We start from the raw sequence: 14,348 nt of genomic DNA on the forward strand, positions 1-14,348 counted from the left end.
TCGATGCGGAACTGGCAAGATGGCTCGTATGAGTGAGAGCTTCCCTCGCCTGCACGCCAGAACCCGTCGATTCACCCTCGGAGTGCCGCGCGGCTTCACGATCGCCCCGGGCGGTGACCGCGTCGTCTTCCTCCGGACCAAGGGCGGCTTCGACCCGGTCACCTGCCTGTGGGAGTACGACGTCCTCAGCGGCACGGAACGGCTGATCGCCGACCCGCGCGCCCTGGCGGCCGACGAGGAGAACCTGCCGCCCGAGGAGCGGGCGCGCCGCGAGCGGAGCCGGGAACAGGCCGGGGGCATCGTCGGGTACAGCACCGACGCCGCGGTGACCGTCGCGGCGTTCGCGCTCTCCGGCGGTCTCTACGTCGTCGACCTCAAGACCAGGCACGTACGGCGGCTGAAGACCTCCGGAGCGGTGATCGACCCCCGGATGTCCCCCAGCGGCGTCCACGTCGGCTACGTGACCGGCGGCGCGTTCCACATCCAGGACCTGGAGGACGAGGTCGACCACGCGCTGGCCCGCCCCGAGTCCCCGGAGGTGACGTACGGCCTGGCCGAGTTCGTCGCCGCCGAGGAGATGGACCGCATGCGGGGCTACTGGTGGTCGCCGTCCGGCGACGCGATCCTGGTCGAGCGGGCCGACGACGCGCCGGTGCAGCGGTGGCACATCGCCGACCCGGCCAATCCGGCCCGCCCGGCCACCGAGCAGCGCTATCCCTCCGCCGGTACGGCCAACGCCGGGGTCGAGCTCTTCGTCCTCACCCTCGACGGAGCCCGGGTCGCCGTACCCTTCGACGACGAATACCTGGTCAACGCCGTCTGGGACGCCCACGGCCTGTCGATCGTCACCATGACGCGCGACCAGCGGACCATGCGGCTGCTCGACGTCGACCCGGCCACCGGCACCTCCACGGTCGTGCGCGAGGACACCGACCCCGCCTGGGTCGACATCGTCACCGGCGTCCCGGGCCACCTGTCCGACGGCAGCCTCGTCTGGGCCGCCACCGCCGAGGGCGGCCACCGCCTGATCGTCGGCGACTCCCCCGTCACGCCGCCCACCCTCCAGGTCCGCGAGATCCTCGACGTCGACGGCGAGACCGTGCTCTTCCGGGCGAGCGGGGAGCCCACCGAGATCGCCGTCTGGGCCTACCGGAGGGGCCAGATCACCCTTGTCAGCCCGGCCGAGGGCGGCGTCTACAGCGGCCACACCGCGGGCGGCACCCTGGTGATCACCGGTCAGACCCTCGACAGCGAGGGTTCGGTCACCCGCGTCCTGCACAACGGCACGCCCCGCGGCCACATCACCTCCCACGCCGAGCGTCCCGGCCTGGACCTGCGGGTCTCCCTGATCAGGGCGGGCGAGCGGGACCTGGCCACCGCCGTGCTCCTGCCCACCGGGCACGTGCCCGGCTCGGCGAAGTTGCCGGTCCTCATGGACCCGTACGGCGGACCGCACGCCCAGCGCGTGCTGGCCGCGGCCGGAGCGCACCTGACCAGCCAGTGGTTCGCCGACCAGGGCTTCGCGGTGGTCGTGGCCGACGGCCGCGGCACCCCGGGCCGCGGCCCCGAGTTCGAGCGGGCCGTCCTGCACGACCTGGCCACCCCGATCCTGGAGGACCAGGTCGACGCCCTGCACGGCGCCGCCGCGCGGTTCCCCGACGACCTGGACCTGTCGCGGGTCGGCATCCGGGGCTGGTCGTTCGGCGGCTACCTCGCCGCCCTGGCCGTGCTCCGCCGCCCCGACGTGTTCCACGCGGCCATCGCCGGGGCTCCGGTGACCGACTGGCGCCTGTACGACACCTGCTACACCGAGCGCTACCTCGGCCACCCGGACGAGGGCCACTACGATTCCTCGTCCCTGTTCGCCGACGCCGAGAAGCTGGACCGTCCCCTCCTGCTGATCCACGGCCTGGCCGACGACAACGTGGTCGCCGCGCACACCCTGCGTCTGTCCTCCGCCCTGCTGGCCGGGGGCCGCCCGCACAACGTGCTGCCGCTGTCGGGGGTCACCCACATGACCCCGCAGGAGATCGTGGCGGAGAACCTGCTGCTGCTCCAGGTCGACTTCCTGAAGAAGGCCCTGTCCTGAGTCCTTTCCGGGAAGGCCCTGTCCCGGGGCCTTCCCGGAAAGGACCCTGTCTCGAGCCGGAGACGAGCCTCCGGTAACCGCCACCGTCACCGTCCCGAACCGGCGGTAAGCCGCCGGTCACCGTCACCGTCACCGTCACCGTCCTGAGCCGGGGACGAGCCGCCGGGAATCGGACGCGGCGACGCAGGAAGTTGGACCCGGCGGCACGGGAGACATGCTCTTCGTGCCTGACGAGTACAGGGAAGCCCATGTTTAGGACGTCTCCTCCGGCTATTACGGACAGCCCGCTATACCAGATCTATCTTCTGTCAAGGTTTCCGTGGCACGACGACCGTAATATCGGTGCCCGAACCATTGCGATTGGTCCGTAAAACCGGCGGCATTCCCTGTCTTCCAGACCATGGACGCCCCGGCACGAATTCGCGGTTCACAGGGGGAAGTGCCACGGGGCGGGTAATCCTTTTCACCGTGGCCTTCATCGTCTTCACGGGAGGGTCAACCACTGATGATGGTCACTCGCACAAGAATCGTCGCGGGCCTTGCGGGCCTCGCCATGGCCGTCGGGATGACGGCGGGCACGGCGGCCCCCGCCGCCGCGGCCGGTGTCACACCGTCCTTCGACGTGGTGGCGTTGGGCGACTCCTACGGATCCGGCACGGGGGCCGGAGACTACGAGCCCGGCACCGAGCAGACGTGTTATCGCAGCCGCAATTCCTCCTCCACGATTCTCGTCGAGCAGCTCCGGCTGCGAGGCACGAATGTGAGGTTCACCAACGTCATGTGCAGCGGAGCGGCCATCCAGGATCTGCGGCAGCCGTTCAAGGGGGAGCCTGCGCAACTCGACGCGCTCCGCCGGGACACCGATCTGGTGACGCTGAACATCGGCGGCAACGACATCGGCTTCGCCGGATACGGCGGCGTGTGCGTCCAGGCCGACTGCACCGGCGCGCCCACCACGGCGATCCTCGACCGCATGCCCGCCCTGAAGCGCACCCTGAGTAGCCTCCTCACCGAGATCAAGCGCCGCAGTCCCCGCGCCCAGATCGTCATGACCGGGTACGGCAGGGCGGTCACCAGCGGCCAGAACGCCACCGGCGTACAGCTCGACCCGATCTGCGACGCCGGTGTGTTCAGCGCCGAGGAGCGCCTGGCGGGGGCGAAGGTCTCCGGCGCGCTGGACGCGGCCCTGTCCCGGACCGCGCGGGCCGCCAGGGCACGCGGGGTCGACGTCCGGTTCGTCAGCCCGCACCGGAGTTCGACCACCCTGCACCCCGAGTTCGCCGGGCACTCGCTCTGCGAGTCCGCAACCCCGTTCTACCGGGGATTCGACGCCCTCGCCCCCGGCCAGGAGGGCGGGGTCGCGGTGCTGCACCTCGGCCGACAGGGCCATGCCGCCCTCGCCGCCCTCATCCAGCGCAAGGTCCCGATCCTCGCCGCGCGCTGACCCGCGTAGCCCTTGGAGGCCCCTCCCGATCGAGGACGTTCCTGAAGCCTCCTCCTGACCGGGGACGTTCACCCGGCTGACGCTCGCCTCCGAAAGATCCACAGAGCACGCCTGTGGGGCCCCGGTTCACCGGGGCCGGAACACCCCGGCACGCGCCGCCGCCAGAGCCGCGGCGGCGGCGCGGTCGGCGACCTTCTCGTCCACCGGCTCACCGCTGACGAACAACCGGTAGTACAGCGGCGCGACGGCGGTGCGGACCAGGTCGGCGGCGTCGACGTCCTCGGGCAGCTCACCGCGTTCCACCGCCCGGGTGACGAGGACCGCCGACTGCTCGTGGCGGGCGGCGAAGAACGCGTGCAACGCCTTGGCGACGACCGGATCTCGCGCGGAGGCCCTGATGAACGCGGTCGACACCGGGCCCGTCTCGGGGTCGGCGAAACCGGCCAGCACCAGGCGGGTGAGCTCACGCAGGTCCCCCTCGATCGTGCCGGTGTCGGGAACCGGCCACGGTTCGGCCCCGGCCAGGTCGAGCGCGTCGGCGGCGAGCCCCTCCACGCTGCCCCAGCGCCGGTAGACCGTGGTCTTGTGCACCCCGGAGCGCAGCGCGACGCCCTCCACGGTCATCCGGTCGTACCCCTTCTCCGCCAGCTCGGCGAGGGTGGCCTCGCGTACGACCTCGCGTACCCGCGCGGTACGCCCACCGGGCCGTACGGTCCCGCTCCGCGTCACGATCACCTCCGGTTGCGTGGGTTGCGGCACATCAGGCATACTCCAGCTTAATACAACTCAGTAGTGTTAAGACGAAGACCTAAGGAGCGCAGCAGACGTGGACCTTTCACCCGGCATCGCGATGACCTGTCCACATCCTGTTCCGGAGGCCCGTCCTGTCCACTCAGCTCACCCTTCGCGGGGTTTCCAAGACGTACGGCGAACGACCGCTTCTTGACCACGTCTCCTTCACCGTCAGGCCGGGCGAGCGCGCCGGGATCGTCGGGGAGAACGGCTCGGGCAAGTCGACCCTGCTGCGACTGATCTCCGGAGTCGAGACCCCGGACGACGGCGAGATCACCGTCTCCGCCGACGGCGGGATCGGTTACCTCGGCCAGAGCCTCGACCTGCCCGCCGACCAGACCGTCCAGCACGCCGTCGACGCCGCGCTCGCGGAGTTGCGTGCCATGGAGCGGCGGATGCGGGTCCTGGAGGACGACCTCACCGAGGACCGGCTGGCCGAGTACGGCGACCTGCTGAGCGCGTACGAGGCGCGCGGCGGCTACGAGGCGGACGCCCGCGTGGACAAGGCCCTGCACGGCCTCGGGCTCGGGCACGTCGAGCGCGACCGCCCGCTGGGCACCCTGTCCGGCGGCGAGCAGGCCCGGCTCGGCCTGGCCTGCCTGCTGGCGGCCTCCCCCGAGGTCCTCCTGCTCGACGAGCCGACCAACCACCTCGACGACTCCTCGACGACCTGGCTGGAAGAGCGGCTGCGCGCCCACCGGGGCACGGTGGTCGCCGTCTCCCACGACCGCCTCTTCCTCGACCGGGTGGCCACCGCGATCCTGGAGGTCGAGGGCGGCGGGGTGACCCGGTTCGGCGGCGGCTACACCGGGTTCCTGGCCGAGCAGGCGGCGGCCCGGCGGCGGTGGGAGCAGGCCTACGCCGACTGGCGCGAGGAGATCAGGCGGGTGGAGACCTTCGCGGCGACCACCGCGCACCGCGTCGCGCCCGGCCGCCCCATGAAGGACGGCAACAAACTGGCCTACGACCGCGACGCGGGCCGGGTGCAGAGCTCGGTCGCCGGCCGGATCCGCCAGGCACAGGAGCGCCTGCGCCGGCTCCTGGAGGACCGGGTACCCAGGCCGCCGGAGCCCCTGCGGTTCGAAGGGCTCTTCAGAAGCGGCGCGACCGAAGGCCCGGTCGCCGAGCTGGACGCCGTACGGGTGGGAGACCGGCTCATCGTCGACTCCTTCGGCGTCGAGCCGGGACAGCGGCTGCTGATCCACGGCCCCAACGGCGCGGGCAAGTCGACCTTCCTGCGCGTTCTCGCCGGTGACCTCCAACCCGACGGCGGGACCGTACTGCACCGGGGAGGGATCGGCTACCTGCCGCAGGAGTCACCCCCGTCCCGGCCGGGACGGACCGTCCTCGACACGTTCGCCGAGGGCCGGCCGGGCTATCCGGACGAGCACCGCACGCGACTGCTGTCGATGGGCCTGTTCAAGCCCGGCGACCTGCGGACCCCGGCCGGGGCACTGTCGGTCGGCCAGCAGCGGCGGCTCGCCCTGGCCAGGCTGCTGACCTGCGAGGCCGACCTGCTGCTGCTCGACGAGCCGACCAACCATCTCTCGCTCACCCTCGTTGAGGAGCTGGAGGAGGCCCTCGCCGCCTATCGGGGTGCCCTCGTCGTGGTCTCCCACGACCGGGCGCTGCGCGGCCGGTTCACCGGCACCGAGATCGAGATGCGCGACGGCCGCCTCGTCTGACGTCGGCCACCCCACTCACCAAGCCCGTCACGGACACGCGCCGATCCACTCGCCGAGCCCGTCACGGACTCACGCGAACCCACCTGTCATGTCCGTCGCGAACACTCGTGCCCCCACTCGCCGAGTCCGTCACGAACACTCCCTGACCCACCTGTCATGCCCGTCACAGAAGACCCCGGTCCTTGAGATCGAACCGAAGGAGAACCCGTCCCATGCCACGCGACCTGACCGTATCGATCGAGGAGCTTCCCGTGTCCGGCCCCGACGCCGGGCCGTACGGGATCACCACCGGCCCCGACGGGGCGCTGTGGTTCACGATGGTCCATCACGGCCGGATCGGCCGGATGACCCCCGACGGGGAACTCAGCTCCCACCAACTCGACCCGGCCTCGTGCGGGCCGACGGTCATCACCACCGGCCCCGATGGCGCCCTGTGGTTCACCGAGTACCAGAGCCACCGGATCGGCCGGATCACCACGACCGGGGAGATCCGCTCGTTCCCGCTGCCGGCGCCGGATGCCGGGCCGTTCGGAATCGCGGCGGGAGCCGACGGCGCCCTGTGGTTCACCGAGACCGGCGCCGACCGGATCGGCCGGATCACCACCGAAGGAGCGGTCACCGAGTTCTCCCTCCCGGTCACCGGGGCGTTCCCGTCCGCGATCGCCGCCGGCCCCGACGGCGGGCTGTGGTTCACGATGAACCAGGCGAACGCGATCGGCCGGATCGGCCTGGGCGGCGACGTCACGGTTCATCCGCTGCCGACCGCCGGCGCGGCCCCCGTGGGCATCACCGGCGGCCCGGACGGCGCGATGTGGTTCGTCGAGATCGGCGCGGGCCAGATCGGGCGGATCGAACCGGGCGGGCGGATCGACGAGTTCCCGCTCCCCGATCGCGCGGCGCGCCCCCACGCCATCGTCGCCGACCCGCACGGCGACCACTGGTTCACCGAGTGGGGGGCCAACCGCATCGGGCGGATCACCCCTGACGGCCGGATCGACGAACACGAGTTGCCGACCCCGGCATCGGAGCCGCACGGCATCGCGGCCGGACCAGACGGCACCCTGTGGGCCGCCCTCGAAACAGGCGCCCTGGCCCGGCTCACCATCTCGGCCCCGCGGTGAGACACCTGGACATGGATCAAGGTTTCAGCAGCCGTGACCCGACTGGAACACCCTTGACGAACGCCTAGCCGTACTACTGACCCGCACGTTTGATCACGGCAAGCGAGCCGGGGCCATCTGACGGGTGCCTCAGCGGCTTCGCTCCGGCCGTGGCTAGCTGGGGAACGGGACCAGTGCGAAAACAGCCACGAGGAAAAGGGCGACAGGCACGATGACCACGAATACCGTCACCAGGACGAATTTGAGCAGCATCGCCCGGTGGGCCACCCAGAACCCGGCACCCGCGGCTACCAGGAACACAGCGAAGGTCAACGCCATGGCGACCAAGACGCCGACGTGGTTCTGAAGGCTCGGGTCGAGGACCCAGTCTTCCGGCGGATTCCCCGCCCCGGGGAATCCCGACAGATCACGCAGGAGAGGCGTCGCCGTCCATGACGCCACCGCCAACTCGGTCACCCCCAGCCCCGAACCGGCAAGCAGTGCCGCGACAAGGCCGGCCCGACGCGTCTTGTGCGTGCTCCACCGTGCGACCAGCAGACCGGCGAGCAGCGCGCACACATGCCCGACCGCGCTACCGGAGGTATAGGCCAGGACAGCCTCGTTACGCCACTCCTCGACGTACTGTCCCGGCGATTGCGGGTCAGTCACCAAGGCATTGCCCAACTGGAGGTTAGGGGCGACCAGCAGAGCGGCCGCGCTGGCGGTTACCGCCAGCAGGAACACGTAGATGGCGATATGGCGGCTCTTGCCCTTTGTGAATAGCGCAAGATGCGACATGTCACCATCATGCGCGATATCAGGATCTCGTGAGCCAGATCGCGCGCGGAGGCGCAGCGAGTCGAGAGCACGCCGAAGCGACGCCGACGATGATCAGGGCGACTTTGTGCGGGGGAACCGCGCGTCCCAGGAGGTTGCGTTGACTTCCTGAGTCTAAGCCCGCTTACTTCGCCATTGGTCCGAAACTCCATCGGGTGGTCAGCCCGCAGCTCACAGCTTCAAGATCGTGATTACGCGGAGGAGCGGGATCAGCCGCCGATTCCGCCCTCGGGACCGGTTTCCCTCCTGAGACCGCCGGAGACGATCTGACAGGGCGCCACCGGGCCGGTCGCGACCTGGATTCTGCCACCGACCATCAGGCCGTGCCCGTCGTCCTGATACCACAGGCTGTAGACCAGGGTCTGGCCGGGCTTGATCTGCTCCGGATGCAGCCTCCAGAACGCGGCCTCACCCTCGGGGGGCGATTCGCTGGTGAACAGCTTCGGATTGTCGGGCGCGTATTCGGCTCGGGGTTCCTTGCACTCCTTGCCGATCGGCAGGAAGAGCACCACCGATTCCACGCCGAAGTTACGCAACTTGCCTTCGATCACCTCGGGATGTTTGTAGTCCCGGGGGTAGATCCTGATCGAGCCGTCGGGCTCGCGTTCGACCGCGTTCGCCGCGACGCCGCCCTGCCCCGACAGCACCGGGATGCCCACCGCCAGCAAAAGAGCGACCCCCGTGGCGACGATGGCCAGGCTTAACCACCGGCGCTCGCGGAGGAAGCGCACGAACGGGTGCGACCTATCCTGGTTGACTTCCATGATCAGGTGAGTCCTTCGAAGCGAGTGATGGGCGGCGGGAAGGTCACGCTCTGGCGGGATTCTGTAGTTGGTCACAGTTCCTCCCTCTTCCGAAGCGCCGCATGGCGCTCACTTCGTCTGTGTCCTGACTCGGGTTCGAGTTCCGCTCCTGAGAGCTTTTTCATTCGGGTCCGAGCGCGGGAAAGCCGGGATCGTACGGTTCCCACGGGGATGTTCAGCGCCACGGCCGCATCCTCGTAACTCAGCTCGGACCAGACGCACAACGTCAAAACTTCCTGGTCGGCGCGCGGTAGCCGATTCAATGCCGCCAGGATTTCGCGCATCTGCTGTTCGTCGTCGATCCGCCCTGTGACTTCCTCCGCCGGATCGATGACCGAGTTCAGGGGCGGGAGCCGGCTGATGGCCGCCTGGTGGCGGCGCAGCGACCGCGACCGGTTACGCAAGGCGTTGTTGGCCACCCCGAGCAGCCAAGGCAGCAGAGAATCACTGCTGATCCGCACCTGGCGGCGGCGTCGCCACGCCTCCAGGAACACCGCCGAGGTCAGGTCTTCGGCGGCCGACCAGTCCGCAGTGCGCCGAAAGCAGTGGTTGTAGACGCTGCGGGCATGCCGGTCGAACAAGGTCCCGAAAGCCCCACCGTCGCCGCTGGCCGCGCGCGACCACAACTCGAGATCTGTATCCACACCCGGCCTATGTCCGTATATCCAAGAGAGTTCCCGAGGGGTCCTTCACCATCGCATAACTTTGCAGGGAGTCCAGCAGTATTTGCTGGTCAGCTACTATGGCGCGCCTTACCCGGCCTTGGCCGCAGAGGATCGCGCCGCCCGTCCTGTTCTCGGCAACTCAAGATCAAGTCCTTTCGACCTCAGGCTCCCGCTTACGTTTCGGGTTCAGAGGGCGGCAGCCAGCCGCATAGGCTACGCCCACAAGACGGCTGTCCGGAATCTCCATGGCCCCTCAGGTGCGCGGCGCGACTGCGGAGCCGAGGTCATTGGCGAACCGGCGTGTGGTGAGGTTGATGGTCTCCTGCGGGTGATCGGCGAAGAGTTCGAAGTGCGTCTGCGGGATCTCGGCCACCTCAAGCTGCTCGACCGAGCCGAGGGCGCGGCGTGCGGCCGGTGCCGGGGTGATGGCGTCGTCAGTCGCGAGAATCGCGTGTACGGGGGCGGTAACGGCCGCGAGGTCGCCGGTGGGGTGGTAGTTGGCGAGGTTCCACAGGGAGGCGGGGGTGACTTCGTTGCTGTTCTGCTCTCACCTGGACGTGCCGTGCCAGCTGCTCCACAGCGCCGCGTACGAGCCCCCCGCCGCGACCAGTTCCTCGTGGGAGCCGAGTTCGCTGATGCGGCCGTCCTCGACCACCGCGACGCGGTCGGCGTCGTGGGCCGTGTAGAGGCGGTGGGCGATGGCGATGACCGTACGGCCGTCGAGGACGGCGGCCAGTGAGCGTTCCAGGTGGCGGGCGGCGCGGGGGTCGATCAGCGAGGTGGCCTCGTCGAGGACGAGGGTGTGCGGGTCGGCCAGGACCAGCCGGGCCAGGGCCAGCTGCTGCGCCTGGGCTGCGGGGATGGCCTCGCCGCCGGAGCCGACGGCCGTGTCGAGACCCTCGGGCAGGGCCTCGACCCACTCCCAGGCGTTGACGGCCTCCAGCACCTCACGGACCCGGGCGTCGTCGGCGTCGGGCCGGGCGATCAGCACGTTGTCGCGTACGGTGCCCCGGAAGATGTGGTGCTCCTGGGTCACCAGGGCGACATGGCCGCGCAGGTCGTCCAGGGGGAGCTCGACCAGCGGGACGCCGCCGACCGCGACGGAGCCGGTGCGGGGGCCGTGGATGCCCGCGAGCAGGCGACCCAGCGTGGACTTGCCGGCCCCGGACGGACCGACCATGGCCAGCCGCTCCCCCGGTCTCACCGTCAGGTCGATGCCGTGCAGCACGTCGTGGCCCTCGCGGTAGGCGTAGCGGACGTCGTCGGCCTTCAGCTCGCTGCCCTCGGGGGCGCCGGAACCGGCCTCGCGGTCGTCGGGCACCTCGGCGACGCCCAGCAGGCGGGCCATGGAGGCGCCGCCGACCTGGAGCTCGTCGATCCACATGAGCAGCCGGTCGAGCGGGTCGATGAGCTGCTGGACGTACAGTGTGGCGGCGGTGACCTGCTCCAGCGTGACCCAGTCCTGGGTGTAGAAGAGGCCGCCGATGACCAGCGTCGCCACGATCGGGATCACGTAGCCGAGCTCGACCGAGGGGAACCAGACCGTGCGCAGCCCCAGCGTGTAGCTCTCGGCCGCCCACGACTCGGTGATGTCGGCGTCGGTACGGCGGTGGCGCCGCTCCTGCAGGCCCAGGGCCTCCACGGCGCGGGCGCCGTTGACCGTCTCGGCCAGGCCGTCGGTCATGTCGGCGTACGCCGCGCTCTCTCGCAGGTATCCGTCCCTGGCGCGCTTGAGATACCAGCGGGTGGAGATCCACAGGATGGGGACGGCCAGCAGCGAGGGCAGCGCGAGCAGCGGCCCGACCACGACGAGCGCGCCAACGGTGATCACGCAGGTGACCAGCGCGATCAGCGTCTCGGGCACGGCGTGCCGCACGGTGCGCGACAGCGAGTCGACGTCGCGCGAGGTCCGCGAGATCAGGTCACCGGATCCGGCGCGCTCGACCGTGGACAGCGGCAGGCCGAGCACCCGCTCGACGAACTCCTCGCGCAGCTCGGCGAGGACCTTCTCCCCGAGCCTGGAGGAGGCGTAGACGGCGAACCTGACGAGCACCGCCTGGGCGACCACGAAGCCGCCGATGGCCAGTGACACCTGGGTGACGTCGACCCCGGAGCCGTTGTGGACGCCCTGGACGAGGCCGCCGAGCAGCCACGGCACCGCGAGGCCCGCGACGGCGGCCAGGGCGTGCAGGACCAGGGCCACGGTCAGGTCGCGGGGGTACTTCAGGGTGAGCCTTCGGGCGTACGCACGGACCTGCGCCTGGTCGGCGACGGGCAGGATCTGCCTGCTCATGACTCTTCCCCTCGGGTGACGACGGCGGTGTAACCCGGGTGGGCGGCCAGGAGCTCCCGGTGCGTGCCCTGGGCGCGCACGACGCCTCCCTCGACGTAGATGACGTGGTCGGTGCGGTCGAGCACCAGCGGGCTGGTCGTGCAGACCAGCGTGGTCTTGCCGGCGCGGGCCTTGGCGAGCCGGTCGGCGATGCGCGCCTCGCTGTGGGCGTCGACCGCGCTGGTGGGCTCGATGAGGATGAGCACCTCCGGGTCGACGGTGAGCGCCCTGGCGAGTCGGAGCCGCTGCTGCTGGCCGCCGGAGAACTCCCGGCCCGCCTCGGCGACGCGCCCGTCGAGACCGCCGGGCAGCGCCTCGACGATGTCCTCGGCGCACGCGGCCCGCAGCGCATGGTCGAGCTCCTCGGCCGTGGCCCGGCCGGTGACGTCGAGCTCGTTTCTGAGCACCCCGGCGAACAGCTTGGCGTCGTTGTCGGCGACGAGGATCCGGCGGCGCACCTCGGAGATCGGCAGGGTCGCGAGCGCCACGTCGCCGAAGTCGACGTCGCCCTCGCTGTAGCGGCCGAGCCGGTCGGCGATGGTCGCGGCCTCCTCGGGAACGGCCGCCGCGACGGCGGTGAGCATGCCGGGGCGCACGGCGACCCCGGAGGCCACGTCGCGCAGCAGGCCGCCCTCGGAGCGGCCGGTGCCGCCCTCCACCTCCGGCTCCAGCGAGAGGATGCGCACCACCCTGCGGGCGGCGACGTGCCCCTTGGTCAGCTTGTCCGCGGCCTCGGTGAGGGTGCGCACGGGGGCGATCAGGAAGGCGGCGTAGCCGTAGAAGGCGACGAGCTGACCGGCGCTGATCTCGCCGCGCATCGCGAAGGTCGCGCCGAGCCAGGTCACCACGGTGATCAGCAGCCCAGGCAGCAGGACCTGCGCGCCCTCCAGCATCGACTCGACGGAGGCCACCCGCACGCCCGCCCGCCGCACCCGCTGGGACTCGGTGCCGTAGCGGTCGGCGAAGACCCGCTCGCCGCCGATGCCGCGCAGCACCCGCAGGCCGGCGACGATGTCGGCGGCGCGGGTGGAGAGGTCGCCCTGCAGGTCGCGGTGGGCGTTCTGGCGGCGGTGCAGCGGCTTGAGCAGGGGGGCGACGGCGACCGCCATGAGGGGCAGGCCCACCAGCACCACCAGGCCGAGCGGCGGTGAGCTGCCCATCAGGATGACGGTCACGACGGCGATGGCGACGACCGCGCCGCTGCCCCGGATCAGGATGTCGATCGCGTTGCCGATGTGGGCGATGTCGGAGTTGCCGACGCTGACGACCTCGCCGGTGGACATGCGCTTGGGCAGGGTCGCACCCAGCCGGGTCGACTGCCTGGCGGTGACCTGCACGGTCCGGTAGGCGGCGGCCAGCCAGTTGTAGACGGCCAGCCGGTGGCGCAGGATGCCGGTGACGGCCTGCGCGATCCCCAGGGCGAGCACCACCCCGCCCCAGGTGGTCAGGGACGACAGGTCCCTGGCAGTGATGGCGTCGATCCCCCTGCCCATGGCGTACGGCACGAGCGCCATCGCGAGCCACCACAGGGTGGCGTAGACGATGCCGAGGAGCAGCGGGCCCCTTTGCGTGTGGGCCACCCACCGCAGGTATCTGATCGGACTGCGGGCATCGGGAACGCCGGGGTTGGCGGTGGGTAAGGAGCGCATCTCCCTTCAAGGGTTACAAACTCCCCCCTGACCAGGCAAACCATTTTCGACCCCGGGCGTGTCGCCGTCAATTGGAGTTGACAAGCGGCTCACGTCAACCTAAATTGACACCCATGAGTGATACGGCGCAGCTGGCATCCGACGCCGGTAGCCGCGATCCGGCCGTGGGCCTGCGGGCCGTGCGGGCACTGCGAACGCTGGTCGACCGGCTGGAGGCCCTCCAGGTGGAGAACGCACGGGAGCAGGGCTGGTCCTGGCAGGAGATCGCGCACTGTCTGGAAGTGACCCGGCAGGCGGTGCACAAGAAGTACGCGGGCGGCCGAGGTTTGCTGAGACGGGAGAGATAGCGATGTTCGAACGGTTCCACCACGAGGCCCGCCAGGCGGTGACCCTCGCCCAGGAGAACGCCCGCAAACTGCGGCACGACATCATCGGCACCGAGCACATCCTGCTCGGCCTGCTCGACCAGCCGGAAAGCCTCTCGGCGCGGGTGCTGGGCCGTCACGGCCTCGACCACGCCGGCGCCTACCGGTCGGTCGTCCGCCTCACCCCGTCGAAGCCTGGCGACGCCCTCGACGCCGAGGCGCTGGAGTCGATCGGCATCGACCTGTCGGCCATCAGGGAGAAGGTGGAGGCGGCCTTCGGGCCCGGCGCCCTGGACCGCAGGCCCGGCATCGAGCGCCGGGGCCGCGTGCTCGGCGGCCTCCACATCCGCTTCAGCCCCCGGGCGAAGAAGACCCTGGAGCTGTCCCTGCGCGAGGCCATCAACCTCAAGCACAACTACATCGGCGACGGGCACATCCTGCTGGGCATCCTGCGCGAGGGCGAGGGGCTGGGCAGCAAGGTCCTGGCCGACGCGGGCCTCGACTTCACGAGCCTGCGGCAGGAGATCGTCGTCGAGCTGGGCTAGCCGCACCGAACCGAGGGGCCGGGTACGGGTTCGGGCGTGCCG

At 70.5% G+C, this 14,348-nt stretch carries 12 protein-coding genes; 6 read left to right on the plus strand and 6 right to left on the minus strand.

What is annotated here, in order from left to right:
* Positions 1 to 28 precede the first annotated feature (28 nt).
* Complete coding sequence (locus tag OG587_RS00725) at positions 29 to 2,089, plus strand: S9 family peptidase (protein ID WP_329085831.1); 2,061 nt, start codon at positions 29 to 31, stop codon at positions 2,087 to 2,089.
* A 505-nt stretch (positions 2,090 to 2,594) separates the two neighbouring features.
* Positions 2,595 to 3,533: an SGNH/GDSL hydrolase family protein gene (locus OG587_RS00730; RefSeq protein WP_329085832.1), complete on the plus strand. Its 939-nt coding sequence runs from the start codon at positions 2,595 to 2,597 to the stop codon at positions 3,531 to 3,533.
* Between the two features lie 126 nt (positions 3,534 to 3,659).
* On the opposite strand, the gene OG587_RS00735 is transcribed toward OG587_RS00730, so the two are convergent.
* Positions 3,660 to 4,262: a TetR/AcrR family transcriptional regulator gene (locus tag OG587_RS00735; RefSeq protein ID WP_329085834.1), complete on the minus strand. Its 603-nt coding sequence runs from the start codon at positions 4,260 to 4,262 to the stop codon at positions 3,660 to 3,662.
* A 134-nt stretch (positions 4,263 to 4,396) separates the two neighbouring features.
* Between OG587_RS00735 and abc-f the strand changes: the two genes are divergently transcribed.
* Positions 4,397 to 6,010, plus strand: a complete 1,614-nt coding sequence (gene abc-f, locus OG587_RS00740; RefSeq protein ID WP_443075606.1) for a ribosomal protection-like ABC-F family protein — start codon at positions 4,397 to 4,399, stop codon at positions 6,008 to 6,010.
* Positions 6,011 to 6,222: 212 nt separating this feature from the next.
* On the plus strand, positions 6,223 to 7,131 hold the full coding sequence (locus tag OG587_RS00745) for a Vgb family protein (RefSeq protein ID WP_329085836.1): 909 nt from the start codon (positions 6,223 to 6,225) through the stop codon (positions 7,129 to 7,131).
* Positions 7,132 to 7,284: 153 nt separating this feature from the next.
* Here OG587_RS00745 and OG587_RS00750 read toward each other — a convergent pair whose 3' ends face one another.
* From OG587_RS00750 to OG587_RS00770, 5 genes are all read right to left on the minus strand, one after another.
* Complete coding sequence (locus tag OG587_RS00750) at positions 7,285 to 7,908, minus strand: hypothetical protein (RefSeq protein ID WP_329085837.1); 624 nt, start codon at positions 7,906 to 7,908, stop codon at positions 7,285 to 7,287.
* 248 nt (positions 7,909 to 8,156) lie between these two features.
* The gene (locus OG587_RS00755) at positions 8,157 to 8,711 is read right to left on the minus strand and encodes a hypothetical protein (protein ID WP_329085840.1); all 555 of its coding nucleotides are present in this window, start codon (positions 8,709 to 8,711) and stop codon (positions 8,157 to 8,159) included.
* 71 nt (positions 8,712 to 8,782) lie between these two features.
* Entirely contained in the window at positions 8,783 to 9,394 is a 612-nt protein-coding gene (locus tag OG587_RS00760) for an RNA polymerase sigma factor (protein WP_329085841.1), read from the minus strand.
* A gap of 568 nt (positions 9,395 to 9,962) precedes the next feature.
* Entirely contained in the window at positions 9,963 to 11,708 is a 1,746-nt protein-coding gene (locus tag OG587_RS00765; RefSeq protein WP_329085843.1) for an ABC transporter ATP-binding protein, read from the minus strand.
* Entirely contained in the window at positions 11,705 to 13,396 is a 1,692-nt protein-coding gene (locus tag OG587_RS00770) for an ABC transporter ATP-binding protein (protein WP_329085844.1), read from the minus strand. Before OG587_RS00770 ends, OG587_RS00765 begins: the two co-directional genes overlap by 4 nt.
* A 113-nt stretch (positions 13,397 to 13,509) precedes the next feature.
* Between OG587_RS00770 and OG587_RS00775 the strand changes: the two genes are divergently transcribed.
* Together OG587_RS00775 and OG587_RS00780 are read left to right on the plus strand one after the other, a co-directional pair.
* A complete protein-coding gene (locus tag OG587_RS00775; protein WP_329085846.1) occupies positions 13,510 to 13,743 on the plus strand; it encodes an RNA polymerase subunit sigma-70 in 234 nt (77 codons plus the stop codon).
* A gap of 2 nt (positions 13,744 to 13,745) precedes the next feature.
* On the plus strand, positions 13,746 to 14,306 hold the full coding sequence (locus OG587_RS00780) for a Clp protease N-terminal domain-containing protein (RefSeq protein ID WP_329085848.1): 561 nt from the start codon (positions 13,746 to 13,748) through the stop codon (positions 14,304 to 14,306).
* Positions 14,307 to 14,348: the final 42 nt, after the last annotated feature.

It is taken from the genome of Streptosporangium sp. NBC_01469 (assembly GCF_036227305.1).
GTDB lineage: Bacteria > Actinomycetota > Actinomycetes > Streptosporangiales > Streptosporangiaceae > Streptosporangium.